25 protein-coding genes are annotated in these 25,362 nt (G+C 64.0%); 11 read left to right on the top strand and 14 right to left on the bottom strand.

Annotated features, from left to right (window positions below; all coding sequences use genetic code 11):
- Positions 1–16: 16 nt before the first annotated feature.
- The 4 genes from ACI5KX_RS13745 to ACI5KX_RS13730 all read right to left on the bottom strand — a co-directional run bounded on the left by ACI5KX_RS13745 (position 17) and on the right by ACI5KX_RS13730 (position 4,753).
- Positions 17–382 (bottom strand): response regulator, encoded by a 366-nt coding sequence (locus tag ACI5KX_RS13745; RefSeq protein ID WP_406811227.1) that lies wholly within the window; start codon positions 380–382, stop codon positions 17–19.
- Positions 383–435: 53 nt separating this feature from the next.
- Complete coding sequence (locus ACI5KX_RS13740) at positions 436–888, bottom strand: chemotaxis protein CheW (RefSeq protein WP_406811226.1); 453 nt, start codon at positions 886–888, stop codon at positions 436–438.
- Positions 885–3,314, bottom strand: coding sequence for a chemotaxis protein CheA (locus ACI5KX_RS13735; RefSeq protein WP_406811225.1), 2,430 nt, complete (start codon positions 3,312–3,314; stop codon positions 885–887). The genes ACI5KX_RS13740 and ACI5KX_RS13735 overlap by 4 nt, the downstream gene beginning before the upstream one ends.
- Before the next feature lie 71 nt (positions 3,315–3,385).
- Positions 3,386–4,753: an MATE family efflux transporter gene (locus ACI5KX_RS13730; RefSeq protein ID WP_406811224.1), complete on the bottom strand. Its 1,368-nt coding sequence runs from the start codon at positions 4,751–4,753 to the stop codon at positions 3,386–3,388.
- A gap of 85 nt (positions 4,754–4,838) precedes the next feature.
- On the opposite strand from ACI5KX_RS13730, the gene ACI5KX_RS13725 reads away from it, so the two are divergent.
- A complete protein-coding gene (locus tag ACI5KX_RS13725; protein WP_406811223.1) occupies positions 4,839–5,399 on the top strand; it encodes a (2Fe-2S)-binding protein in 561 nt (186 codons plus the stop codon).
- Here ACI5KX_RS13725 and ACI5KX_RS13720 read toward each other — a convergent pair.
- Positions 5,396–7,552, bottom strand: a complete 2,157-nt coding sequence (locus tag ACI5KX_RS13720) for a TonB-dependent receptor (RefSeq protein ID WP_406811222.1) — start codon at positions 7,550–7,552, stop codon at positions 5,396–5,398. The two genes, ACI5KX_RS13725 and ACI5KX_RS13720, sit on opposite strands and share 4 nt — an antisense overlap.
- 151 nt (positions 7,553–7,703) lie before the next feature.
- Here ACI5KX_RS13720 and arsC point away from each other — a divergent pair, with 151 nt between their 5' ends.
- The gene (gene arsC / locus ACI5KX_RS13715; protein WP_406811221.1) at positions 7,704–8,048 is read left to right on the top strand and encodes an arsenate reductase (glutaredoxin); all 345 of its coding nucleotides are present in this window, start codon (positions 7,704–7,706) and stop codon (positions 8,046–8,048) included.
- On the opposite strand, the gene ACI5KX_RS13710 is transcribed toward arsC, so the two are convergent.
- Entirely contained in the window at positions 8,045–9,403 is a 1,359-nt protein-coding gene (locus tag ACI5KX_RS13710) for an MFS transporter (RefSeq protein WP_406811220.1), read from the bottom strand. The genes arsC and ACI5KX_RS13710 overlap by 4 nt on opposite strands.
- A gap of 110 nt (positions 9,404–9,513) precedes the next feature.
- Between ACI5KX_RS13710 and ACI5KX_RS13705 the strand changes: the two genes are divergently transcribed.
- Positions 9,514–10,158 (top strand): class I SAM-dependent methyltransferase, encoded by a 645-nt coding sequence (locus tag ACI5KX_RS13705; RefSeq protein WP_406811219.1) that lies wholly within the window; start codon positions 9,514–9,516, stop codon positions 10,156–10,158.
- Between the two features lie 10 nt (positions 10,159–10,168).
- Here ACI5KX_RS13705 and ACI5KX_RS13700 read toward each other — a convergent pair whose 3' ends face one another.
- A complete protein-coding gene (locus ACI5KX_RS13700; RefSeq protein ID WP_406811218.1) occupies positions 10,169–10,999 on the bottom strand; it encodes a glycerophosphoryl diester phosphodiesterase membrane domain-containing protein in 831 nt (276 codons plus the stop codon).
- An 84-nt stretch (positions 11,000–11,083) separates the two neighbouring features.
- On the opposite strand from ACI5KX_RS13700, the gene lipB reads away from it, so the two are divergent.
- Complete coding sequence (gene lipB / locus ACI5KX_RS13695) at positions 11,084–11,776, top strand: lipoyl(octanoyl) transferase LipB (RefSeq protein WP_406811217.1); 693 nt, start codon at positions 11,084–11,086, stop codon at positions 11,774–11,776.
- Positions 11,773–12,126 (top strand): hypothetical protein, encoded by a 354-nt coding sequence (locus ACI5KX_RS13690; protein WP_406811216.1) that lies wholly within the window; start codon positions 11,773–11,775, stop codon positions 12,124–12,126. The genes lipB and ACI5KX_RS13690 overlap by 4 nt, the downstream gene beginning before the upstream one ends.
- Here the strand turns inward: ACI5KX_RS13690 and ACI5KX_RS13685 are convergent, their stop codons facing one another.
- Positions 12,127–13,239, bottom strand: coding sequence for an alkene reductase (locus ACI5KX_RS13685; protein ID WP_406811215.1), 1,113 nt, complete (start codon positions 13,237–13,239; stop codon positions 12,127–12,129).
- Positions 13,240–13,305: 66 nt separating this feature from the next.
- On the opposite strand from ACI5KX_RS13685, the gene ACI5KX_RS13680 reads away from it, so the two are divergent.
- A complete protein-coding gene (locus ACI5KX_RS13680; protein WP_406811214.1) occupies positions 13,306–14,229 on the top strand; it encodes a DMT family transporter in 924 nt (307 codons plus the stop codon).
- Here ACI5KX_RS13680 and ACI5KX_RS13675 read toward each other — a convergent pair.
- The 4 genes from ACI5KX_RS13675 to ACI5KX_RS13660 form a co-directional block, all read right to left on the bottom strand.
- Positions 14,226–15,560, bottom strand: coding sequence for a DUF2254 domain-containing protein (locus ACI5KX_RS13675; RefSeq protein ID WP_406811213.1), 1,335 nt, complete (start codon positions 15,558–15,560; stop codon positions 14,226–14,228). The two genes, ACI5KX_RS13680 and ACI5KX_RS13675, sit on opposite strands and share 4 nt — an antisense overlap.
- A gap of 26 nt (positions 15,561–15,586) precedes the next feature.
- Positions 15,587–15,910, bottom strand: coding sequence for a hypothetical protein (locus tag ACI5KX_RS13670; RefSeq protein ID WP_406811212.1), 324 nt, complete (start codon positions 15,908–15,910; stop codon positions 15,587–15,589).
- A gap of 66 nt (positions 15,911–15,976) precedes the next feature.
- Entirely contained in the window at positions 15,977–17,005 is a 1,029-nt protein-coding gene (nadA, locus tag ACI5KX_RS13665) for a quinolinate synthase NadA (RefSeq protein WP_406811211.1), read from the bottom strand.
- A 145-nt stretch (positions 17,006–17,150) separates the two neighbouring features.
- Positions 17,151–18,029 (bottom strand): MBL fold metallo-hydrolase, encoded by an 879-nt coding sequence (locus ACI5KX_RS13660; RefSeq protein WP_406811210.1) that lies wholly within the window; start codon positions 18,027–18,029, stop codon positions 17,151–17,153.
- 55 nt (positions 18,030–18,084) lie between these two features.
- On the opposite strand from ACI5KX_RS13660, the gene glpK reads away from it, so the two are divergent.
- Positions 18,085–19,554 carry a glycerol kinase GlpK gene (glpK, locus tag ACI5KX_RS13655; RefSeq protein ID WP_406811209.1) on the top strand — a complete coding sequence of 490 codons (1,470 nt, stop codon included), beginning with the start codon at positions 18,085–18,087 and terminating at the stop codon, positions 19,552–19,554.
- A 9-nt stretch (positions 19,555–19,563) separates the two neighbouring features.
- On the opposite strand, the gene ACI5KX_RS13650 is transcribed toward glpK, so the two are convergent.
- Both ACI5KX_RS13650 and ACI5KX_RS13645 read right to left on the bottom strand, forming a co-directional pair.
- Positions 19,564–20,022 (bottom strand): DUF1465 family protein, encoded by a 459-nt coding sequence (locus tag ACI5KX_RS13650; RefSeq protein ID WP_406811208.1) that lies wholly within the window; start codon positions 20,020–20,022, stop codon positions 19,564–19,566.
- A 161-nt stretch (positions 20,023–20,183) separates the two neighbouring features.
- On the bottom strand, positions 20,184–20,381 hold the full coding sequence (locus ACI5KX_RS13645; RefSeq protein ID WP_406811207.1) for a YdcH family protein: 198 nt from the start codon (positions 20,379–20,381) through the stop codon (positions 20,184–20,186).
- Between the two features lie 194 nt (positions 20,382–20,575).
- On the opposite strand from ACI5KX_RS13645, the gene ACI5KX_RS13640 reads away from it, so the two are divergent.
- From ACI5KX_RS13640 to ACI5KX_RS13625, 4 genes are all read left to right on the top strand, one after another.
- Positions 20,576–20,731 (top strand): YdcH family protein, encoded by a 156-nt coding sequence (locus ACI5KX_RS13640; RefSeq protein ID WP_406811206.1) that lies wholly within the window; start codon positions 20,576–20,578, stop codon positions 20,729–20,731.
- A gap of 166 nt (positions 20,732–20,897) precedes the next feature.
- The gene (ptsP, locus tag ACI5KX_RS13635; RefSeq protein ID WP_406811205.1) at positions 20,898–23,168 is read left to right on the top strand and encodes a phosphoenolpyruvate--protein phosphotransferase; all 2,271 of its coding nucleotides are present in this window, start codon (positions 20,898–20,900) and stop codon (positions 23,166–23,168) included.
- A 132-nt stretch (positions 23,169–23,300) separates the two neighbouring features.
- A complete protein-coding gene (locus ACI5KX_RS13630; RefSeq protein ID WP_406811204.1) occupies positions 23,301–24,167 on the top strand; it encodes a RodZ domain-containing protein in 867 nt (288 codons plus the stop codon).
- A 178-nt stretch (positions 24,168–24,345) separates the two neighbouring features.
- On the top strand, positions 24,346–25,320 hold the full coding sequence (locus ACI5KX_RS13625) for a tetratricopeptide repeat protein (RefSeq protein WP_406811203.1): 975 nt from the start codon (positions 24,346–24,348) through the stop codon (positions 25,318–25,320).
- Positions 25,321–25,362 lie beyond the last annotated feature (42 nt).

Genomic DNA, 25,362 nt, shown 5'->3' with positions numbered 1-25,362 from the left:
GAGGAAGCGTCCGCATTCACGCGAAGCCGACCAGCTGCAGCTTGATCTGAAGCGTCTCGTGATCGAACGGCTTCATCACATATTCGTCTGCGCCGGCTTCGATCGCTTCGCGGATATGCGCGACGTCGTTCTCGGTGGTGCAGAACACGACCTTCGGTTTGTCGCCGCCGGGCCGCTGCCGCAGCTGGATTATGAATTCGATGCCGGTCATTACCGGCATGTTCCAGTCGAGCAGGACTACGTCGGGCATGGCGGTCTCGCAAATATCGAGACCTTCCTTGCCGTTTTCCGCTTCTTCCACCTTGAATCCAAGCGTTTCGAGGATGTGCCTCGAAACCCTGCGGATCACCCGTGAATCATCGACGATCAGACACGTTTTCATGCGAACCCCTGCTTATTGTGTCTCGAAAGTAGGTGAGAGCGGTAACTATTGGATTAAGCCGCATCCGGGATATCTCCGCGGGCGTCTTCCGGTCCGGCCACCAGTGCCGGAAGATCGATCAGCAGCGCAGGGCCGCTCGACGTTTCGATCATGCCGGTCGCGACCCGTGACCATTCGGGGCCGAAGCCCCCGGTGACCTGGGTCGGTTCGCCGGTTGCCGTGGTGATGTCCTCGATCGCGTCGATCATCAGGGCATACGAATATCCGCCCACCGAAACGACTGCCGCACGCGTGTCGGTGGCCCAATCGGCGCTCGACAGGCCGAGCGCCAGTCGCGAATCGATAACGGTCAGCGCCTGGCTTCGCATAGCTGTGATCCCGGCGATGAAGGAAGGAGTCTGCGGGACGGGCGTGATCGCGCCGAGTTCGATTACCGATTGGACGTCGTGCGCATGCAGCGCACAGCGGCGGTTGGCGATCTGGATCATGACCATGAGTTCGTTCATCGTCCGGTCCCTTCCGGTGTGCGAGCCTTGCGCAGCGCCTGGATCAGCGCGTCGCGATCGTAGCGGTATATCGTGTCCTCGCCGGGCGTGGCCTGTGGCAGGCTACGCAGGCGGATAATCGGTCCGCTCAGCGGCATTTCGAGCGCGGTGGCCGCTTCATATTCTTCTTCGAGCATGATCGAGACTTCGCTGCCATCGTTCACGGGCTCGCTTGTTGGATCGGCGATCTCGTAGCCGGCGGATTCGACCAGCGGCCCGAGGATGTTGCGCGCCCAATCGCTGCCGGGAAGGCGGCATAGCGGTTTGGCCACCGCTTCGGGCGCTTCGCCGTGTCTGGCGAACAGTTCGTGTCCGTCGAGCACTGAGACGGTGCGGTCATCAACCAGCGTCACGGCTTCGACCATCGGATCGTCCTTGACCGGCTTCAACTTGCCGGTGAGTTCGGCGGCGTCTTCCACCTCGCGCACGGCAAGGAGCAGTTCGCATTCTCCATCGCTAAGCCGCAGCAGACGCAGCTTTTCGGTCGGGAGCGGGCCCTCGGGTAGGCCGACCAGCGGCAGGATCGTGCTGTCGATCACGGCACGCGGTGCGGGGCCGCTGCGATCGATCACGTCGATGGTGGTGGTTTCGATGCGCTTGACCAGTTCGAGCCGCACCGCGCGGCGGCGCCCGTCGAAATCGGTGAACAGCATCGCGCGGCACACGTCGGCTCGTTTGGTCTCGGCGGTTTCCTCGACCGCCTGAAGGACCCGTGTGCGCGCATCGGAAACGAGACCGTAGCGACCGGCGATGTTGGTCACATCGAGCAGCAGGATCGGCTGGCCATCGTCGAGCAGGGTCGAACCGGCATAGATTCCGGCCTTCATGACCGCCGGAGCGAGCGGCTTGACCACCAGATCGCCATGCGTGTGGATACGGTCGACAGCGAGCGCGAACAGATCGCCGCTGGCGAGGCGCAGCAAGACCATTGTGTGGTCGCCTTCGACGATGTCGCCTGCAGGCAGTCCGAGCACCTCGGCGAGCAGCAGGCAGGGCACGCGGTTGCCTCGGAAGGTGACCAGGGCGGTGTCGCCCACGCGGGTGAAATCGAGCGCCTTGGCCGAGGCATGAATGATCTCTTCGACATAGCTTTGCGGTATCGCGAAGCGTTGCTTGCCGACCTCCACCGTGAGCCCGGCGATGATGCTGAGCGTGAGCGGGATCTGGAGCGTGAACAGCGTGCCGACGCCCGGCTGGCTCGACACCTTGATGCTGCCGCCGACCTTTTCGAGGTTTTCGCGAACCACATCGAGCCCCACCCCGCGTCCCGAGACATTGCTGACGCTTTCGGCGGTAGAAAAGCCCGGTTCGAAGATCAGCTGAAGGATTTTCTCCCGGCCCATCTCCTTGGCCTGCTTGGCCGTGATGAGGCCGGTGCTGACGCCTTTGGCGGCGATCCTGTCTTCGTCGAGCCCGCCTCCATCATCGCTGACGACGATCGAGATCGTGTTGCCCGATTGGCGCGCGGCAATCGACAGCAGGCCGATCTCGCGTTTGCCTTTTTTCAGCCGGTCGGAAGGCGGTTCGATCCCGTGATCGATCGCGTTGCGGATGATATGGGTGAGTGGATCGCGCACCATCTCGACCATTTCGCGGTCGAGTTCGACATCGCCGCCTTCGAGGTCGATCATCACCTGTTTGCCGAGTTCGGCGGAGAGATCGCGCACGAGGCGGGGCAGGGCCGCGAACAGCGTTTCGATTCGCTGCATGCGCATCCGGGTGATGGCATCGCGGACGTCGGACAGAATCGTGGTGAGCCGTTCGAACGGTCCGTCGATGGTCGGCTGGTTGCCAGCCTGCCGCAGCCGGTGACCGAGATCGTTGCGCGCGAGCACCATGTCGGAGACGCCGCTCATCACGCGGTCGAGAAGATCGACGGGCAGGCGGATGCTGCGCTGTACCGCCGGAGCGGCCTTGTCCGCCGCGAAACCGGAAGATTTGTCCGCGTCGCTTTCGTGACCAGCGGTATTCTGCGCGGGGACGGTTTCATCGTGCACGACGATTTCGTCGTCGTCTTCCCCATGGTTTCCGAGAGCTGCGATCAGCGCTTCGTCGCCGCCTTCGGGGAATTTCTCACCGGCCTCGATCGCGTCGACCATCTGCACGATCCGGTCGATAATCGCGAGCACCGCCGTAACCAGCTCGCTGTCAGGCTCGCGGCGTCCGGCGCGGCAATCCGCCAGCGCGTCCTCTGCGGCATGGCTGAGCGAGGCGAGCCGGGGAAAATCGAAAAAACCGCAATTGCCCTTCACCGTGTGGACGAAGCGGAAGATCGTATCGAGGCGTGCGCGGTCGGTCGGATCGGCTTCCCAGGCGATGATTTCGCCCTCGCTCGCCTCCAGCATCTCGCGTGTTTCTGCGACGAATTCCGCCAGCAGTTCGTCCATGGCCCGTGCGCCCCTGTTGCAATGCAGGACCGTCTATGGGGGAGGATGGTTAATGAAGGGCTACCGCTTGCCTACTCGGGAGCTCGGCAATGCAACACGTACCAGATCAGCACAACGCCGCTGATCGCGCCGAACAGGTTGGCGGCGAGTTCGGCGGTGTAGATCGCCTCGCTACCCCATGCGGATTGCAACAGCCATGCGACCGGCAGCATCACCAGGAACACGCGCGCGAGCGATTGCAGCAACGCGTATTTCGATTGGTCGACTGCATTGAGGATGCCGTTGGCGACGATCAGCAGGCCGAAACCAGCATACCCCCAGGCAGCAATGCTGAGATAAAGCGCGAACTGGTCGATCACCGCCGGGTCTTCGGTGAAGAGGTCGGCGAACCATTCGCCCGCTGCGACCATCGCGATGGCGATGGCGAGCCCCCAGGCGATGCAGAAGATTCCCGCATAGAGCGCCGCCTGCCGCGCGCGACCGAATTCCTTGGCCCCCCAGTTTTGGCCCACGATCGCGCCGATCGATCCGGATAGCGCCAGGAGCGGGACGGTGGCAAAGCTTTGCAGCCGTCCCGCCGCGCCGAAGCCCGCGACCGCGGCTTCGCTTTCCAGCGCGACGAGCGCAGTAAGGATCGAGAGACCGACCGGATTGATCGAGTTCGAAAGCGCCGCAGGGACGCCCACGCGCAGGATCGAGATCGCGGGGTCGACCAGGCTGCAATCTTTCAGCAGCATGGGGTTGATCGGAATGTCCGCCTTGCGCGCGAGGAACATCGCCATGGCCACCCCGCAGCCCCAGCCGATGATCGTGGCATATGCGGCTCCGGCAATCCCGAAGCCCTCGACGCCAAAAGCCCCGGTAATCAGGATCGGATCGAGCACCCAATTGGCGGCGGCAAAGGTGATCGAGACGAGGCTCGTCTTGCGTGCTTCGCCCTGGCCTCGCAGCACCCCGTTGAGCCCCATGATTCCGAGGATCAGCGGAAAGCCGAGCGCGTAGGGCTCCATGTAGATCCGGATTAGCGGCGCGATAGTGTCCGGCGCGTTCATCAGCGCGAACAGCGGTTCGAGCAGGGCGTAGAGCGTCAGTCCGATCGTGATTCCGCACAGGGCCGCAAAGACGATCCCGAAATTGGCGCGCCGCGCTGCCTTTTCGTCGTCCCCTTCGCCCAGCGCGCGGGCGACGACCGAATTGATCCCGACCATGACGCCGACCCCGAGGCTCGAGAGCGCCACGGATACCGGGAAAATGAAGGAAATCGCCGCAAGCGCGTCACTGCCGAGCTTGCCGATGAAATAGGCATCGACCAGCCCGATCGACATGATCGCCGCGACGCCGACGATCGCCGGAGCGGTCTGGCCGACCAGATGCTCCGGAATGCTGCCCCGCACCAGTTTGGCCGATGAATTCTCGGGTGCGGGATTGGCGTCGCTCATCGACGGCTCGCCTAGCCTCAGGGGCAGGAGAGACAAAGCGAAAAACTTCTGTGAGCCGCGCGCCTCATGCGTTAAATGCCCGCCCATGCCGCGCATGACTGTCAACGATCGACCGGTGGAATTCGATCTCGATCCCGAGATGCCGCTGCTCTACGCGCTGCGCGAGGCAGCCAACCTGACAGGCACGAAGAGCTGCGGTGGAGGCGATTGCGTTGGCGCGTGCATGGTGCTGGTCGACGGCACCGCGCTTCGTTCATGCCTTATCACCCTCGCCGAATGCGAAGGGCGCTTCATCACCACGATCGAGGGGCTGTCGCGCGATCGTTCGCATCCGGTACAGCAGGCGATGGTGGCGGAACAGGCGATCCAGTGCGGCTATTGCACGCCCGGTATCGTCATCGCTGCGGCAGGGCTTCTGCAACGCAACGCCTCACCGAGCAAAGTCGAGATCGAGGAGGCGATCACCAACCTGTGCCGCTGCGGCGTCTACCCGCGGCTGGTCAGGGTGATCCAGCGCGCGAGCCGGGTGATCCAGCGCGGCGAGAGCATCGGCGCTGCACCTGCGCCGGGCATCAGCGCTGCCGATGCCGCGGAGAGCGTGCCGGCGCTGCGACGACCGCCCGCCGAAACCGACGGCGGCTCCTAGAACCTTCCGGTGACCGCGAACCGGGCGTTGAACGGCGCGCCGACCGTTGCCTGGTGCGTAGCGTGCGCGTTGGGGAAGTAGAGCGTGTCAGTCAGGTTCTCGACATTCACCTGCAGGCGCAGATTCTCGCTGACTTCGAACCAGGCGGCAGCATCCACCCGTGTGTAGGCGGGCAGCACGGCGTTGTTGCCGTTGTCGATAAAGCTTTCGTCCTGGTGAGTGAGGCCGAGGCCGATGCCGACGCGGTCGGTCACTTCGACCTGGTTCCAGATCGAGAACATGTTTTCGGGCAGTTCGCGCGGGCGCAGGCCGGTCGGGCCCAGCCGGTCGACCTGTTCGCCATCGAGGAAGCTGTAGCCCGCCGACATGAACCAGCCCGGCGTGACCTCGCCTTGAAGCTGAAGCTCGAAGCCCTGAATGCGCGAATCGATCACGTCGAGCGTGGCGGGATCATTGTCGTTCGGCTGCGGCGAGCTTTGTTCGATCTCGAAGATCGCTGCGGTGAAGCTCAGGCCTTGGTCGAAATCCCATTTGAGGCCGGCCTCGAGATTGGTGAAGGTGTCGGGATCGAGCGCATTGGCCGAACCGTTGATGTCGGTAAACTGCTCGCCCGAGCGCGGCAGGAAGCTTTCCGAATAGCTCGCGTAGAACGAGATGTTCTCCCGCGGCTTGATGATGATGCCGCCGCGCGGAGAGAATTCCTCGTCCTTGCGGCTGCGAAGTTCGTTCGCGGGCACGTTGAGCACTTCGATGTCGAAGCTGTCGAACCGGCCGCCGATCACGATATCGAGCCAGTCGGTCACCTCGATCTCGTCCTGGATGTAGAGTGACAAGACGTCGATCTCGACCTGCGTGAAATCGTTGAGGTCGGCGGTGTAGTCGTTGGTGGTCGGCTGGCCGGATGCGTTCACGCCGACATTGCCGCGCAAGGCGAGCGGGCGCTCGACGGCGAAGATTTCGTTGTCGTCCTGCGTGGTGCTCCAGAAGGTGTTGAAGCGGTCCTGGTCCGACGAGGTCGCGATATATTCGCCGCCAATCAGCAGCGTGTGACCGATAGCCCCCGTTTCGAAGTCCCCGATGATGTTGCCAGTCAGGATCAGGTTCTGGCGCTTGGTCGTATCGATATAGCCATCGAGGGTCACGACATCGGGCGTATTGGCCTGATCGTAGCCGGAGACGTAGACGTTGGAATAGACCTTGTCGTAATCGCCGTAGAACGCGCTGAAAACGCCCTTCACATTGTCCGAGAACGCGTGCTGCAGGTTGGCGCGCAACAGGTGCGCCTGAAGATCGGTGAAGTTCTCTTCCGGATCGGCGAAAACGATGTCTTCGAACGCTTCGACCGGGCGACCGTCGGTCCCGGTCGGGATGCCGCGATCGACGAAACGGTAATGGTCGATAAATTCGTAGGACAGGTCGAGCAGCGTTTCCTCGCCGAGTTCGACCCGCGCGGTCGGGTTGAAGCCGATGCGTTCGCCGTCGTAGAAATCGCGGTGGTTGTTCAGCCCTTCATAGGCGGCGTTGATTCGGACTGCGGCGGTGTCTCCGACCGCGAGGTTCAGGTCGCCCTGGACGCCGAATTCGCCGAAGGTATCGACTGCCAGCTGGCCGCCGGCAAAGGTCTCGCCAATCACGCCTTTCTTGGTGACGCGGTTGAGCACGCCGCCGGTGCCGCCCCGCCCGAACAGGAGCGCGTTGGGTCCGCGCAGGATCTCGACCTGTTCGAGATTGTAGAGCCCGCGATAGTACTGCACGTCGTCGCGCGCGCCGTCGATGAAGAAGTCGGCGGTGGAGCGCACGCCGCGGAACACGATCGCATCGCGATGGCCTTCGCCCTGCGAGGTGTTCACGCCAGGGGTGTAATCGACGATTTGTCCGATGCTGGTGAAGCCGCGCTCGAGGATTTCCTCCTGCGTGGTGATCGTGACGCTTTGCGGCACGTCGAGGATCGGCGTCGGGGTCTTCACGGCATTGATCTGGTCGCTGTAGAGGACATCGCCGCGAACCTCGATGTTGCGGTCGCCGTAATCGACCGCCTCGGCGCTGGTCTCGGCAGTTTCGGGTGCATTCTCCGGCGCGGTTTCAGCGGCTGCGGGGAATGCGAGAGTTGCGCAACCAAGGAGCAGGGTGGTGCGGGAAATCGTGTGAATCATGAGTGTCCTTCCGTCTTGGCGAGAGTCGCTATTGCAACTTACTCGCAACTGCAAGACGGAATTTGAGAATTATTCTCAATTGAGGTTGCGTGTGGCGAAATCGCCGCCCGTGCGCTAGCGCTGCGGCGGCCAATCAACGGGAGATTCGGACATGAAAGCGACCATCTGGCACAACCCCAAATGCGGCACGTCGCGCAAGACGCTGGCGATCCTCAAAGAGATGCCGGGCGTGGAGGTGACGGTGATCGAATATCTCAAGAACCCGCCGACCCGCGCAAAACTCGCGCAGCTTTACAAGGATGCCGGGATCGCCCCGCAAGAGGGGCTTCGTATCCGAGGAACCGATGCCAGGGAACGCGGACTGCCCGATGCAGATGCCGACACGGTGCTGGACGCCATGGCGGCGGAACCGATCCTGATCGAGCGGCCGCTGGTCGAAACCGACAAGGGCGTGGCCCTGTGCCGCCCGCAGGACAAGGTCCGCGAGCTGCTCTAGATCCGTTCCCGCGTGAGGATTCGGTCGCTCTGCAGGGCTCGCCAGCCGTGCACAAACACCACCACGCACAGCGCGACGATCAGCCCGAAACCGAGCCAGTCCGAATGGCCGTATAGATACACGCCCAGCGCCGGGGCGTAGATGTAGCTTGCCCCCGCGAGCGAGGCGACGACGCCGGATGCCTGTCCCTGCTCGGCGCGGGTCACGGCCAGGGAAGTGCCCGCCGTCGTGCCCGGGCGGAACAGCCCGAATCCGAGTGAGGCGATGCCATAGCCAAGGGCAATGGTTTGAATCTGCTGCGAGATCGCCAGGATCACCGTGCCGAAGGCGGCTACCGCGATTCCCGACAAGGTCGCCGCACGCGGGCCGAGGTTGAAACGCGGGATCAATCCCCACTGCGCCAGCAGGGTCGCCGCCGCGCCGACCATCAGTACCAGGCCGACCGGACCCGCGCCCTCGGCAGGTGTGTCGCGCAAGCCCAGCCGGTCGAGCACGAGGAAGCCCGAAATGCCCAGCACCATCGCCTGCGCGTGCCCGCCGAAGAACCCCGCCACGATCCATGGTCGCAGGCGCTTGTCGAACCATCCAAGCCTGCCCGGCTCCCTCGGTTCCGATCCGTCTTCCTCGTCTTCGGAATCGAACGCTTCGCCGGGATCGCTCGGCGCGCCCGAGCCGCTCGAATAGGGCGCGGCAAGACCGCGCGCGGCGAATTGCGGCTCGTCGTTGGGCAGTCGCAGCCGCAGGACGACCAGCGCCACCACCCCGATTATCGCAAAGCAGATGAACGGGCCCGTCAGGCCGAGCCCGAGGAACGGCAGCACCATCAGCGGGGCGAGCGCGGGGCCGATCACGGTACCAAGACCGAAGCTCGACGCGATCAGCGACAGCGCCTGCGTGCGCTCGGCGCGCGGTGTACGCGAGGCAACATAGGCCTGAACGGCAGGCGGTGCGGCGCTGCCGAACCCGCCATAGAGACTGCGCGCGGCTGCGAAGGCGATCAGCGCCCAGAATGCCGTCATCCAGCCTGCCAGGCCCGCCCACAACGCCGCGCCGCACAACACCATCGAGACGATGAAGCCAATCAGCCCGAGCCCCATCATCGCCTTGCGGCCGCGCTGGTCGGAGCGCCGCGCCCAGATCGGCGCGCACACTACCCACAGCAAGGCCGACCAGCTGTAGGCGAGGCTGATCCAGAAATCCTCGACCTCGAGCGCGGTCCCGATCGAGGGCATCACCGATTGCATCGCGGTGTTGCCCGCTGCCGTGACCAGCATGACGGTGAACAGCAATGCCATGCGTCCGTTCGATATCGAACGCGGGGGTGCTTTCGCAGTCGAGGGATCGGCATCGGCCATGGTCGCGATTGGCTAAGCCAGCCGTGGGGGACTTGCAAACGGATATCCAGTCTGCGAGGCGAATGGGCAAACCCCGTTCGAACAGATGCGCCAATCGCGCAGGAGAAAGAATGACCGGCAATATTTCAGCAATCGGAAAACGCGGCGGCCTGCGCGCGCGATGGCGCGATTACACCGCGCAATGGGCCGTGTTCTTCCGCGGATTTCTGGAGCATCCGCGCATGGTGGGATCGATCATCCCGTCCTCGCGCTTCACGATCCGCAAGATGCTGGAACCGGTCGATTGGGGCAAATGCGAAGTGTTCGTCGAATACGGGCCGGGCGTGGGTACGTTCTGCCGCCCGGTGCTGGAAAAGCTGCGCGGCGATGCGAGGCTGGTCGTGATCGACACCAACCCGATGTATATCGATTATCTCAACCGTTCGATCCGCGACAAGCGCTTCCACGCGGTGCTCGGTTCGGCTGAAAACGTCGAGGAGATCCTCGCCGAGCTTGGACTTGAAAAGGCGGACTACGTCCTGTCGGGCCTGCCGTTCTCGACCCTTCCGGCAGGAGTGGCGACCAAAATCGCCAAAGCGACCCATGACGTGCTCAGCCCGGGCGGAGGCTTCCTCGCGTACCAGTTCACCTCGGCCGTGCGTGACGAATCGAAACCGTTCTTCGAGCGGATCGATGAGGGCTTCGAGTGGCTCAATGTCCTGCCCTGCAAGCTCTACTGGGCGTGGAAAGCCGAGGACGACGGCGCCGCCGCCTGAGGCACCAGCCTTAATCGAAAGTTGCTGCAATGTCCTTTTCGGACGGACCGGCGAGCTGTGCATGCATTGCCACGGCGAGCCCGCACAGGACCATGCTCACCACCATCGATATCAGCCCGTTCGACAGGCCGAGGATGAGCATGCCGGTGGTTCCGTCGCCGGCGAGCGCCGCGATCACTCCGAACACGCCGAGCAGCAATAGCGATATGACCATATAGGCGACGCCGAGGATCAGCCAGAACCCGAGCACGCCCCACTGGCTCGGGCCGGTCAGATCCCATGATCGCTTTACCGCCTTGAGCGGGTTGAGCATGTGCTCGACCACGATCACCGGCATCGTCAGCGAGAACCGCGCCATCAGGAACAGCGCGATCGCGATGACAAAGAGCGGTGCGATCGCCGCGAGGCCGGGCACGCCGATGGCGCCGGCCAGCATCGCGATCGGCGTGACGATCACGATCGCCGCCACCATGTAGAGCACGAAGAAGATCACGAACGCCCCGATCACGCTCAGCACCGATTTCGCCCCGGTACCCAGCGCTTCGCCCACAGTTGGCCGGTTCTCGCCCATCAGCGCGACCATTGCGCCATAGCCTACGAACTGGATCACGCTTCCGATCAGGCCATAGGTCAGCAGCGGACCGATAAGCTCGAGCATCCGTTCCTGCACCACTTCGGGATCGGCACCCGGCGTGACGAAAGCCTCCATGCCGGGGATGAGGAAATACATCGCCATGGTCGGCAAGAGGATGAACACCCCGGCAATCACCGCGAGCAGCTGGAAATTCTCGCGCACCAGCACCATGCAGCGGGTCCAGACCTTGTTCATATCGAGTTTCATGCGTCACCCCTCGCGCGTTTCGATGCGCCCATCCTGATCGTCTTAGCGCTTGATAATGGCCCGCAATGCCCCCACCAACAGGCGATGGCAAGCGTAGCTCGGAATTCCGAAGCGGATCGGCGGATCGAATGGCGGCAGTCGCACGCGCCCGTTCCTTATACGCATGCCCTTGCGGACATGGAGGCGCGCAACGCGGCAGTGGCGGCGGGCGAGGCCGACGAACTTGTCTGGCTGCTCGAACACCCGCCGGTCTACACTGCCGGGACCAGCGCCGATCCGTCAGAACTCGTCGATCCCCGCTTCGAAGTGGTCGAGGCCGGGCGCGGCGGGCGCTATACCTATCACGGCCCCGGCCAGCGGGTCGGTTACCTCGTGCTCGATCTCAACGAGCGCGGAAAGGATGTACGCTGCTTCGTCCATTCGATCGAAGGCTGGGTGATCGACACGCTGTCCGATTTCGGGGTCGAATGCTGGCGGTCCGAGGGCCGGGTCGGCATCTGGACCCGCGATATCGACGGGCGCGAGGCCAAGATCGGTGCGATAGGGGTGCGCGTGCGGCGCTGGGTGACGATGCACGGATTTTCGGTCAACCTCGATCCCGACCTGTCGCATTTCACCGGTATCGTCCCATGCGGCATCGACGAATTCGGCGTCACCAGCCTCGCGCGGCTCGGCAAGAGCGTGTCGCAGGACGAATGGGACCAGGCGCTGATGGCGCGCGCGCAGGATTTCCTTGACGCGCTCGACAAGTCGGGGCGAAAGGCGTGCCCGACATGATCCGACATCCGCTCCTTGCCCTCGCACCTGCACTGCTGCTTGCCGCCTGTGGTGACGACGATCCCGCCGGCGAGGAAGCCGTAGAGCAAGGCGGCGAGGCTGCCGGCGAAGTGCTTGGCGGCACAATCAGCGACGACATGCTCGCGCTTGAAGAACTGACTTCGCAATCGCCCCCCGCTGTTGGATCGGAGGTGACAGAGGAGGGTGAAGCTGCGAGCGAACCCGCCGAGGCGGACGAAGAGCCGGAGCCCGAAAGCGAAGAGGCCGAAGCAGCGCCTCCCGCTGCTCCGGCCCCTGCGCCAACACCTGCGCCTGCTCCGACACCGACGGTCGCCCCGCCGGTCGAGTGATCAGGCGGCGGTTTCCGCCTGCTCTTCCTCTAGCGTCGGATAGTCGATGTAACCTTCCGGAATCGGGAAGTACCAGCTCTTGGGCACGTCCTTGTTCGGGTTGAGATGCGCGCCTGCCGCGATCCGCTTTTCGAGATCGGGGTTCGAAATATACGGTCGCCCGAAGCTCACCGCGTCGCATTTGCCGCTGGATACATCGGCATCGGCCTCATCGGCGCCGTAATCCGAATTGAGGATCAGCGGGCCGGAATAGATTTGCCGGATCAGCGGGCTCTGCTTGGGCACGTCGGTCGCGCCGAAGGTGCCGTCCGGGCCCGGCTCGCGCAGCTCGACGAAGGCGAGACCCAGCTCTTCGCACACCTTTGCCGCCGCGCCGAAGGTTGCTGCCGGATCGCTGTCGTCGACCCCTTGGGTCTCGCCATTGGGAGAGAGGCGCACGCCGACCCGGTCCGCGCCCCACACCTCGATCAGCGCCTCGAGCACTTCGCGCAGGAAACGGGTGCGGTTTTCGGGGCTGCCACCGTATTCGTCAGTGCGCAGGTTCGAGGAATCGCGCAGGAACTGGTCGACGAGATAGCCGTTCGCGCCATGCAACTGGACCCCGTCGAAGCCGGCTTTCTTGGCGTTTTCGGCGGCGTGGCGGTAATCGGCGACCACGCGCTTGATCTCGTCTTTCGAAAGCTCGCGTGCGGTCCCGTACTCCTGCTTGCCGATCGGCGTGTGGGCCTCGCCGGGAGCTTTGGTCGCGCTCGCCGACACCGGCGGTTCGCCATCGAGGAAGTAGGGGTGGACCAGCCGGCCCATGTGCCACAGCTGCATCACGATCAGCCCGCCTTCCTCGTGCACCGCCTCGGTCGTCAGCTTCCAGCCTTCGACCTGCTCGTCGCTCCAGATGCCGGGGGCGGATGGCCAGCCGAGTCCTTCGCGGCTGATGCCTGTCGCCTCGGTAAGGATCATGCCCGCGCCAGAACGCTGGCGATAATACGTCGCCATCATCTCGTTCGGGGTGAACATCGGCTCGGCGGCGCGGCCGCGGGTGAGCGGGGCCATGAAGATGCGGTTCTTCGCTTCGAGGGCACCCATCTTGAGCGGCTGGAACAGAACGTCATGCATCGCGGAATCTTCTCCTGTTGCTTAGCTTGGCTGTTCACTTGGGGCTTTGCGGATTAGGGCGCAAGGATGGAAAATGACGGGGCCGCCCAAGAAAAGCTGTTCGATGCGCGCGCGGCGCTGCTGCTGGCGGCGCTGCTCGGCGGCAATGTCGCATTGGCGCTTGGGCCATGGTTCGTGCGCGAGGCCGATACCGGTCCGGTGAGCGCGGCGTTCTGGCGGCTGTTCCTCGCACTGCCGTTCCTGATGGTGTTCGCGCGGATGGCCGGACAGCGCCTCGGCGGCATGCCCAGGAAGACGCTGGTGCTCGTCGCGATCGGAGCGTGCGCCTTCGCGATGGACCTTGCGAGCTGGCACGTCGGGATCGGGATGACGCGGCTCGGCAACGCGACGCTGTTCGGCAATGCCGGGTCGATCATCCTCCTGTTCTGGGGCTTCATCATCGCGCGAATGCTGCCGCGCGGGCTCGAATGGCTGGCGATCGCCTGCGCGCTCGGCGGGGCAGGAATATTGCTCGGTCGCAGCCTCGAGATTTCGACCGAGACCTTCGTCGGCGACCTGTTCTGCCTCACCGCAGGGGTGCTCTACGCGGTTTACCTGCTCACGCTGCAGGGCGAGCGCGCCCGGTTCGGCTCGTGGAGTCTTCTCGTCTGGGTGAGTGTCTTTGCCTGCCCGGTCCTGCTCACTTTGGCGCTCGCGCTGGGAGAGCCTGTTTTGCCGACCAATTGGACGCCGATCCTGATCCTGTTCGTCACCAGCCAGCTGATCGGGCAGGGGCTGCTGGTCTATTCGCTCGGTCACTTTCCGCCGCTGGTGATCGGCCTTGCGCTGCTGACCCAGCCCGCGGTCGGGGCGCTCGTGGGCTATTCGGTATTCGGCGAAGTGCTGACCCCGCTCGACATCGGCGGGATGGTGCTGCTGGGCAGCGCTCTCGTGGTGGCCAGGGCGACGACGCGCAAGGCGGGTCCCGGGATGGTGCAGAAGCGGGGTTAGTCTTCCGATTCCGTCTCGCCGAACGTGCGCTCGAACCGGTCGAACCGTTCTCGCACCTTGGCAAGGTCGGGTCCTTTCAGATCGATCTTGGCCTGCTCCATCAATTGCCTGCCTTCGTCGATCAGCATCTGCCTGCGACCGTCATGGACGATCGGGATCGCCGCGTTCGAAATGGTATCGAGCATCACCAGCGCGGCGACCGGGCTGGTCGCGACGCCGCCACGGATCGATCCGAACCCGCGTGCGACGAAATGGTCGAACCCGTCCGAACGGGGGATGACCGGGCAATCGTCGGCATCGTCGTCGCACACTGTCTTGCGCAGATCGCGACGACCGATTTCCGAGATCGCCGCACCGAGCCAGTGCAACGCGGTGATCGCGGTGAACGGATCGTTGATACCCGGCGAAAGCGCGCGCAGCCCGATCTCCACCAGTTCGTCGATCAGGAATTGCGGGTCCTGTTCCGGCGTGCGGACCGAACCGAGTGTGAAGTCTTCGCGCACGCTCGCTTCGATATCGTCGACCGCGCAGCCCTTCACGTCGAGCAATGGCAAGCCGGGATGCACGAAATCGCCCGTCCGCACCCGCAGCGACAAGGTGCAGTCGTGCTTGCGAGCGGTCTTCACCAAATCCTCGAAGTCGATCAGCTGGACATAGCCGGTCGCGGTTGCGGGCAAGGGCTCTCCGCCTTGCGGTTCGCGGGCGTCGGCAAACGAGTCTTCGACCGGATAGGCGTCGCGCACCGCATCGAGCAGCCGCGTCCCGATCGATTCCAGCACCTTGTTGATCCGGATCGACGAGGGGACGTGGTTGAGAAAGAACACCAGCACCGCCACGCACAGACCCACGAGGATGTAAGCGCCAAGGAGCGAGAGCTGCGGAGCAAATCCGGGGAGCGTGGTGGCACTTTCGGCTCCGACACCGGCGGGCAGTTCGTCTCCCGCCCGCACCGATCGCAGCACGATCAGCGCATAGACGAAGGTGCAGATGAAGGTCGCGAGGCTGACCTGGTTGCCTTTATCCTCGAGGAAGTTGGTGAGCAGGCGCGGGCCGTAATTTCCGCTCGCATAGGTGACGGCGACCAGCGTGATCGAGAACACGGTCGAGGCGACCCCGATCATGGCTGCCGCCATGACCGAGAGGATGTCAGAGGCACCGCTGGGCCCGACCGGCACGAGCCATTGGGCCTCGCTCAGGAACGCGCCATAACCGTTGCGGTCGAGCCAGACGGTGCCGAACGCAAGGAGCGCCGCGAGGATCGCGAAGAGGGCGGGATAGAACCAGTAATTGGCGTTGAGACGCGCCCAGAAGAAGCGGATTTCGGCTTTCATCGAGGGGGAAACGCTTCAAGCGAGGGTTAGTTGCGGTCCTTGCACGCCGGTAGCGCTTCGAGGGAGGGCATCATCAGTTCCTTGCGTTCCTCTTTCGAGTAGGCGAGCCAGCCGCCATAGATCGCGTTAGCCTGCGCGAAATGCCAATTGGAGGAACTGCCCGCATCTGGCTGTCGATGAGAGGCCACGGCCCGCGCAAACGCGCGGTCGACCAGCGTCTCGCGTTTGTCGAGATGCGGTGCGTCGATGCAACTGAATACGGGCTTCTGGGTTGCTCCGCTCATAACCGCCGTTTGAACATCGAGCACGGCGTAGAGTGAGATCAGCCCGATCATGGCGATCGTCAGCATTATCGCTTTGCCGGCACGGCGGCGCAGGAAGCCTTTCCAGTTATACCTATGACCGCCGAATTTCACTCAATCCCCGCTTGGCACCTCGCCCTCGGGAACGTCTTCGATTTCGATCTCGCCGACATCGCCTTTGCCGACCGTATCGCTCGCCATTTCGAGCATCTTGTCGAGGCTGCGTTTCGCCTTGAGCCGCAGTTCTTCATCGATCTCGATGCGCGGTTCGAGGTCGCGCAGCGCGACGTAGAGCTTCTCCATCGTGTTGAGCGCCATGTAGGGGCAGATATTGCAGTTGCAGTTGCCGTCCGCACCCGGCGCACCGATGAAGGTCTTTTCGGGCAGCGCCTTTTCCATCTGGTGCATAATGTGCGGCTCGGTCGCGACGATCAGCGTGTCGCCTTCGAAATTCTTGGCGAAGTTGAGGATCGAGCTGGTCGAGCCGACGTGATCGGCATGGTCGATGATCGCAGGCGGACATTCGGGGTGCGCCGCGACGGGCGCATCGGGATATTGCTCCTTCAGCTTCAGCAGCTCGGTCTCGCTGAAAGCCTCGTGGACGATGCACACGCCCGGCCACAGTAGCATCTCGCGGTCGAACTTGCGCGAAAGGTATCCCCCCAGATGCCGGTCCGGTCCGAAGATGATCTTCTGGTCCTTCGGAATCTGCTGCAGGATCGTCTCCGCGCTCGACGAGGTGACGATCACGTCCGAAAGCGCTTTCACCTCGGTCGAGCAGTTGATGTAGGTGAGCGCGATGTGATCGGGATGCGCCTCGCGGAAGGCCTTGAACTTGTCGGGCGGGCAGCTGTCTTCGAGGCTGCAGCCGGCGTCCATGTCGGGCAGCACCACGATCTTTTCGGGCGAGAGGATCTTGGCGGTATCGGCCATGAACTTGACCCCGCAGAACGCGATCACATCCGCATCGGTTTCCGCGGCCTGCTGCGACAACTGCAAGGAATCGCCCACGAAATCGGCAATGTCCTGGATGTCGGGCGTCTGGTAATAATGCGCGAGGATCACCGCGTTGCGCTCCTTGCGCAGCCGGTCGATCTCGGCGAGCAGGTCCTCGCCCGATGGGATTTTGGTCTCGATGCTCATAGGTATGACCCCGCTATATCGTTCGCGCCCGATATAGGCGGTCGATCAGCTTTTTCGAGCAAAAACCGGGCGCTTGGTCAAAGCCCGGCGCGCACGGGCATGCCGACGCCTTCGGCGGGTTCGCAAGGCGAAGGTCCGTCCAGCTTCACAGGACGCGCCAGACGTCGTCCTCCACAGAAACTATCCCGCGCCTTTCGAGGTCGATCAGGTGGGCCGTCACGCTCATTTCGGCCGCCGGGATTAGGCGTTCGTCGAGCCCCTTGTACATGTGCGGAATGAAATCCGAGACCGGACGCGCCTCTTCGCCCAGGAGCCGCAGGATCTGGTTTTCACGCTGGCGGCGGTGGCCGATCATTCCGCGCACCAGCTGCCTGGGCTTGGTGATCGCTTCGCCATGCGCCGAGTGATAGACCGTGTCCTCGCGCGCCTGCAGTTTCTCGAGGCTCGCCATATAATCGCCCATGTCTCCATCTGGCGGGATGACGACACTCGTCGACCAGCCCATCACGTGGTCGCCGGTGAACAGCGCGCCGCTCTCTTCGAGCGCGAAACACAAATGGTTCGAAGTGTGACCGGGCGTCGCGACCGCGGTCAACGTCCAGCCTGTGCCCTGCATCGCCTCGCCGTCTTCGAGCACGCGGTCGGGCGAATAGGTCGTGTCGAACGCCTCGTCCGAGCGCGGCAAATCGGTCTTGATCACCAACGGTGCGCAGCCGACCACCGGCGCTCCGGTCATCTCCGATAGCGGCGCGGCAGCAGGCGAATGGTCGCGGTGGGTGTGGGTGCACATGATCGCGACGATCCGGCGCTCGGCCACGGCTTCCAGAATTGCGTCGATATGCGCGGGCTCGTTCGGGCCCGGATCGATCACGGCGCAATCCGGCCCGTGGCTCTCGCCGACGACATAGGTCTGCGTGCCGGTGTAGGTGTAGGGCGAGGGGTTGGGCGCAAGCACGCGCTTGACGAGCGGCTCTACCTGCTCGGCTTTGCCCGTGGGCCACGGTTTGGGAGGAATGCCAGCCATGCCCTTGCATATGGCGTGCGCCCGTGCACATGTCACGCCCGAGAAGGGGAGCCCGATGAGCGATTACATCCTTGTCCTTGACGAAGGCACCACCTCGACCCGCGCGATGCTGTTCGCGAGCGACGGGGTGTTGGTCGCCTCCGCGCAGAAGGAACTGACCCAGCATTATCCGAAAAGCGGCTGGGTCGAGCACGATGCGGGAGAGATATGGGAGAAGACGCTCGCCTGCGCGCTCGAGGTGATCCCCAAGGCTGGCGGAGCGGCCATGATTGCGGGCATCGGGATCACCAACCAGCGCGAAACGGTGGTCGCGTGGGACAAGGTGACCGGCGAGCCGCTGACCCGCGCAATCGTGTGGCAGGACCGGCGGACCGAACCGTTCTGCTCCGAACTGCGGCAGAGCGGGCACGAAGCGGAAGTGCAGCGCCGTACCGGATTGCTGCTCGATCCCTATTTCTCGGGCACCAAGATGCGCTGGATGCTCGATAACGTGGCCGAGGTCCGCGCGGCGGCCGCAAAAGACACGCTCGCCTTCGGCACGATCGAAAGCTGGCTGACCTTCAAGCTGACCGGCGGCGCGCACGTTTCCGATGCCAGCAACGCCAGCCGCACTCTCTTGCTCGAACTGGCGGGAGCGGGCTTCGATGAAGGGCTGTGCGACCTGCTGGGCGTGCCGCATGCCGCCCTCCCGCAGGTGATCGACATGTCCGGTACGCTTGGCGAGACCGACCCCGCGCTGTTCGGATCGGCGATCCCGATCACCGGTATGGCGGGCGACCAGCAATCGGCGACGATCGGGCAGGCTTGCCTCACTCCGGGAGAGACCAAGGCAACCTACGGCACCGGCGCCTTCGTGCTCACCAACCAAGGCGAGAACATCCCGCAATCGCGCAATCGCCTGCTTGGCACGGTGCTGTCGCAGATCGGCGGCAGGCGCACCTACGCGATCGAGGGATCGGTGTTCGTCGCGGGCAGCCTCGTCCAGTGGCTGCGCGATTCGCTTGGGATCGTCGAGGTGGCCAGCCAGACCGAGGAGCTTGCCCGCTCGATCCCCGACAGCGGCGGAGTGACGATCGTGCCCGCGCTTGCAGGATTGGGAGCGCCGCATTGGCAGGCCGAAGCGCGCGGGGTGATTTCGGGCCTCAGCTTTGCGAGCGGCAAGGCCGAACTTGCGCGCGCCGCGCTCGAATCGATGGCGCACCAGACCCACGATCTTGCGACGGCGTTCGCTGCCGACGGCACACCTTGGGAGACGCTGCGCATTGATGGCGGGATGGCGGCCAACAGCTGGATGGCGCAGGACCTCGCCGATGTGCTGGGGGTTCCGGTCGAGCGGCCCGATTTCGTCGAGACGACCGCGCTCGGCGCGGCTATGCTCGCAGCGGCGGGAGCGGGGCTCTATCCCGACCTTGCAAGCGCCGCCGAGGCGATGCGCGGCAAGCTGATGCGCTTCGAACCCGATATGGATGACAGTGTCCGCGAAGCGCGGCTGGCAAGCTGGAAGAAAGCGCTCGCGGCGGCTTGACCGGCAGAATCAGCCGCGCCGGAATTCCTGATCGATCCGGCTGCGCAGGGCGCGGGCGGGCGAACCCAGCTCGAAGCTTTGTCGCCACGCCGCATCGAGCCGCGCGATCCGCCGGTGCATGGCTTCGGTTTCTTCGATCAGGGCAACGGTTTCCGGCTCGAGCAGTTCGAGCTGCTCCGGATCGGAAGGGCGATCGGGCGGCAGCGCGCCGTGATTGCGCACCTGGTTTTCGGATAGCTCGCCCGAGAAGAAGGCGCGCTGGTTCAGCAGCCATGCGAGCAGGTGCATCATGCGCGTGGTGGTCTTGAGGCCCTCGGTCGAAAGCGCCAGCCGGACCATTGCATCCTCGCCGATATCCGGTTCCCTCGTGCCCAGCGCGAAAACCGCGCGAACATCGTCTGCAAGGACGAGCGCTTCGGTGTACAAAGCCTCGATAATCGGGCGTGAAAGATTGCCTGTGCGAGCCATAACTCACTGATTGCTACGCCGCATCCGCGCGCCGGGCCATGGCAGTAAGGTTATTATCCAAGCAGGATTTGAAAACGTCCCCGAGCGGGACAGAATCGACCGGTTCTTAACGAGACGAGCCGCGCTCCACATGCGACAATCGCACCCGAAGGCGCGCGAAGTTACGCTATGATATCGGGAAGCAGCGTGTCCTCGATAATCGCAATCTGGTCTTTCAGGCGCAGCTTGCGCTTCTTGAGCCGCGCGATCTGCAACTGGTCGGTCGACCCGCTCTCGGTCAGCGCCGTGATCGCCGCATCGAGATCGCGGTGTTCGGAGCGCAGCAATTCAAGTTTCTTCTGGAGCTCTTGCTCGTTCATGCAGCGTCACGCCTCTCCGTGTCGAACCCGATTGCGCGGATGATTCCCCGCGCCTGTGTGCAACTCTATCGTTTCACTCAAATGAAGGGGTTTGCAAGTTAACCTTCATATGGTTTCATCGAAATCAGCGGCTCGGCCGCATGGTGCCGAGTCGTTCCCCCGGGGGCAGCCCCCCGATACATAGGAGAACCTGTATGGCATCGTCTCACGTCAACGCGCTCCAATCCAAACACGCCGGCCTCGAAGCCAAGCTTCGCGAAGAACTGGCCCGCCCCGCGCCTGATGCAGCGACGATTCAATCCATTAAGAAACGCAAGCTGCGATTGAAGGAAGAAATCGCCCGCGCCTAGCGCGCACGGGGGCTCTTCCTCAGCCCAATCGCGGCGTAGTGATTCCGGTTCCGGGTGGGCACTGCACACTCCGGGCGCGGGCAGTCCGGCCGCATCGTGCAAATGCGCGCGGGCCGCACCGCTTCGCTTTGCTTTTGCGCGCCGGACTGCCTAAGCGTTGACCGACATGTCAGCCGCCGCTTCCGCCAGAAAGATTCTCACCCGCCTTCACGAGGTTATGGCCTCGCGCATGCATGCGCAGGGCAAGCTCGACAGGGTGGTCGACATCGTCGGGGAAAGCCTCACAAGCGAGGTGTGCTCGATCTATCTGCTGCGCGAAGGCATGCTCGAACTCTTTGCTACGCGCGGTCTGAACAAGAGCGCGGTCCATGTCACCCGGATGGCCATCGGCGAGGGCCTGACCGGCACGATCGCCGACCGTGTCGAAACGCTCAACCTTGCCGAAGCCAAGGCGCATCCGGACTTCGCCTATCGCCCTGAAACCGGTGAAGAGAAATTCCATTCCTTCGCCGGCGTTCCGATCGTCTACCGCGAGCGCGCAGTGGGCGTGCTGTGCGTCCAGCATGTCGATCCGCGGCGCTACGAAGAGGTCGAGATCGAGGCGCTGCAGACCACCGCAATGGTGCTCTCCGAACTGATCGCGAATGCCGAGCTGATCGACGAAGAGGAAGCGCGCGGGCTGAGCGAGGAACAGACCGGCCCGCAGGTCGTCAACGGGCTGACACTAGTCAAGGGCCTCGCGGTCGGCCAGGCGGTCTACCACCAGCCGCGCGTTCAGATCACCCAGGTCGTCGCCGAGGATATCGAGGCCGAACGCCAGCGGGTTTACCGCGCATTCGACAAGATGCGCGAGCAGATCGACAATCTTTCCAGCCAGGCCGAGTTCGGCGTCGGCGGGGAACACGAAGAGGTGCTCGAGACCTACAAGATGTTCGCCTATGACGAGGGCTGGTCGCGGCGAATAAACGAGGCGATCGACAGCGGTCTTACCGCCGAAGCGGCCATCGAGCGCGTGCAGCAGCACACGCGGATGCGGATGCGCGAGATCGACGACCCGCTGCTCGCCGACCGGATGCACGATCTGGAAGATCTCGCAAACCGGCTGCTCCGCATCGTCTCGGGTCAGCTCGGCACTGCGGCGCAACAGGGCCTGCGGCGCGATACCATCCTGATCGCGCGCAATCTCGGCCCTGCCGAATTGCTCGAATACGACCGGCGGCGGTTGAAGGGTGTGATCCTCGAAGAGGGCTCGCTCACCGCGCATGTCGTCATCGTTGCCCGCGCCATGGGCGTGCCGGTGCTGGGCCGCGCGAACGGCATTCGCGGGATCATCCGCGACGGTGACGAAATCCTGCTCGATGCCACCGCGGCGACCGCGACGATCCGCCCGACCCAGCAGGTTGCCGATGCCTTCGAAGCGCGCTTCGCGAAGTCTCGTGAAAAGCAAGCCGCCTATGCCGAGCTGCGCGATGTCGAACCCTTCACCCGCTGCGGTACGCGCATCCAGGTGATGATGAATGCAGGGCTGCGCGACGATATCAGCGCGCTCGCCATGACCGGCGCGGACGGCGTCGGGTTGTTCCGGACGGAGTTTCAGTTCCTCGTATCCGCCACGCTGCCGCAGCGCGAAAAGCAGTTCCGGCTCTATCGCGACGTCATCGATGCGGCGGGCGACAAGCCGGTGGTCTTCCGCACGGTCGATATCGGCGGCGACAAGTCGGTACCCTATCTCGCGTCCGAGATCGCCGAGAATGACGAGAACCCGGCGATGGGCTGGCGTGCATTGCGGCTCGCGCTCAACCGCGAAGGGCTGATGAAAGCGCAGGCGCGCGCGTTGCTGGAAGCGAGTGCTGGTCGTTCGCTTTACGTCATGTTCCCGATGGTGTCCGAACCGTGGGAATTCGACGCGGCCAAGGCCGTCTTCGACGAACAGCTCGCTTACCTGCGCAAGAACAAGAAGCTGCTGCCCGATGCGATCCATTATGGCGCGATGCTCGAAGTGCCGGCGCTCGCCGAAGTGCTCGACCTGTTGCTGCCCAAGCTGAGCTTCCTTTCGGTCGGTACCAACGACCTCACCCAGTTCCTGTTCGCCGCCGACCGCGCCAATCCCGATCTGGCCGAACGCTATGACTGGCTGTCGATCCCGATCATGCGGTTCCTGCGCCGCGTGGTGCAGTCGACCGTCGGCTACGAGGTCGATCTCGGCGTGTGCGGCGAGATGGGCGGACGGCGGCTCGAGGCGCTGGCACTGCTCGGCATCGGGTTCCGTCGCTTCTCGATCACGCCCGCCGCAGTCGGACCGATCAAGGAGCTGGTGCGCAAGGTCGATCTCAAGGAAATCGGCGATGCCATGACCGCCTGGCTGCTCGATCCTTCGGTCGATCTGCGGCGCGAGCTTTCGGCCTGGGCGGAAGAGCGCGGCATCGAAGCCGACTGAAACGGGCGCAGACAAGCTGGTCCGACCGAGTTTCGCGGCGACCCGTAAAGCGAATCCTTGACACGGGAACCGACAAAGTTTCTCTGGCGTTCAGAACAAGGTATATAAACCCACGTATACGTGGACCGGGTCATGGATAGCGAACAGGATAGCAGCGCAGACGAGCTGACTGCGGAGCCGGAACTGGCTTTGCAGACTGCAGGTCAGCGCCTGCGCTCGGCGCGTGAGGAGCAGCGCCTCGATATCGCCCATGTCGCGGCCGAAACCCGGATCCCGCAGCGCCATCTCGAAACGATCGAGGCGGGCGACTACAGCGAATTGCCGTCGCGCACCTATGCGATCGGTTTCGCCCGCAACTACGCGAAAGCTGTCGGGCTCGATGAGAACGAGATTGTCAATGCCGTGCGCGACGAACTGTCCGAAGGCTATTCGAGACAATCGGCGCTCGCTGGCGGGATGGAGCCGGGCGATCCGGCGAAACTGCCTTCTGCGGGCCTTGCCTGGTTCGGTGCATTTGCCGCGCTGATCCTCGTTGTCGGCCTGGTCGCTTTCTACAGCACCTATTTCGCGACGGGCGATGAGCTTCCCTCGATCGTCGCCGATGCCGATGAGGCGGGCGATACCAGTGCGGACCTCGCTGCGACACCGGCTGACGCGACGGGTGCAACGCCGACGGCAAACGGCCGCGCGATCGATCTCGGCGGGCAGGTGGTCTTCACCGCACTCGAGGACGGCATCTGGGTTCGTTTCTATGAAGAAGGCGGCGAGCGCCTGCTGGAAAAGCAGATGAATACCGGAGAGAGCTTCGAATTGCCCGCCGACGCGAGCGAGCCCCGGATCAACACCGGACGCCCCGACGCGCTGGCGATCACCATCGACGGGCGAAGGGTGCCCAAGCTCGCCGAAGAGCCGATCACCATGGGCGACACTCCGATATCGGCGGCGGCGCTGCTCGCCCGCGCCGAAACGCCCGATTCCGCACGGATCGAGACGAACTGAGCCTTTCCCACCGATTTGCTGCCCTGTGCGCTCGACTTGGATGGCGGCAGGCGGCACAGATTCGGCTCATATTCATGCGCGGTCCGCCAGCATGCGGACCTGTCAGACACGGTGCGATGCGCGAGGCGGATGAATCGGCATTCCGTCCAGTCATCGCAGAGAGGGAGCCCTAAGACCCATGACATTCGCTGTTCGAGCCGCAAGCCCGACCACCCTGATCCGAACCATCGCCGGGTTTGCCCTTGCCGCCACGGTGGCGACCACGCCGGTGCCTGCAATGGCGCAGGACGGCGTTTCCGAAGCGCGCATCCGCAAGATCGAAGCCGAAATCCGGGCGCTGCAGCGCAATGTGTTTCCGGGCGCCGACGGGCGCTTCTTCGAGCCCCAGATTTCCAGCGACGCGACCGGCCAGCCGACGCGCACCAACCAGACTTCGACCACGGCGGTGACCGACATTCTCGCGCGGCTGGACGCGATCGAACTGCAATTGCAGCGGCTCACCTCGCTGACCGAGGAAAACACCAACGCGCTCGGGCTGATGGAAGAACGGGTGGCCGCTCTCGAAGCGTCCCGCGAGGGTGGTTCGCCAGCCGGACCTGTCAGCGAAGAGCCCGCGACCGACAGCAACCTTGCCGCGATGACCGGCGGTGCAACCGAAACGACCGCGCAGCCGGAGGCCGAGTCCGCTCCGCAGACGGAGACCGGGCCAAGCGCCGCCCGGCTCGCTGCGGTTCAGGAAATCGCCAAGCCGCAGACCGACGATGCGGCGGATGACGAGTATTCCTACGGCTTCCGCCTGTGGAATGCCGGTTTCTACCCCGAAGCGCGCCAGCAACTGGCGAGCTTTATCGAACAGTATCCCGATCACTGGCGCATCACATGGGGCCGCAACCTGCTTGGCCGTGCCTTCCTCGACGATGGCTTGCCCGAAGAAGCCGCGCGCTGGTTCCTGCGCAACTACCAGGCCGATCGCACCGCGGCGCGCGCGCCCGATAGCCTGCTGTTCCTCGCCGAATCGATGATCGCGATGGACGATACGCGCCGCGCCTGCATCGCGCTCGCGGAGTTCGGCGAGACTTATCCGGCGGTCGCCAGCGGGCGCCTGCTCGACCAATACGAGGCCAATCGCCGCAAGGTCACCTGCGAAGGTTGATCCGCTGCGGGCAAGGGGGCGCTGATTGATACGGGTATCCAT

This window comes from Erythrobacter sp. GH1-10, assembly GCF_045363165.1.
Taxonomy (GTDB): Bacteria; Pseudomonadota; Alphaproteobacteria; order Sphingomonadales; family Sphingomonadaceae; genus Erythrobacter.
The sequence above is the reverse complement of the archived record's forward strand: the minus strand, read 5'-3'. Positions and strand labels throughout refer to the sequence as shown.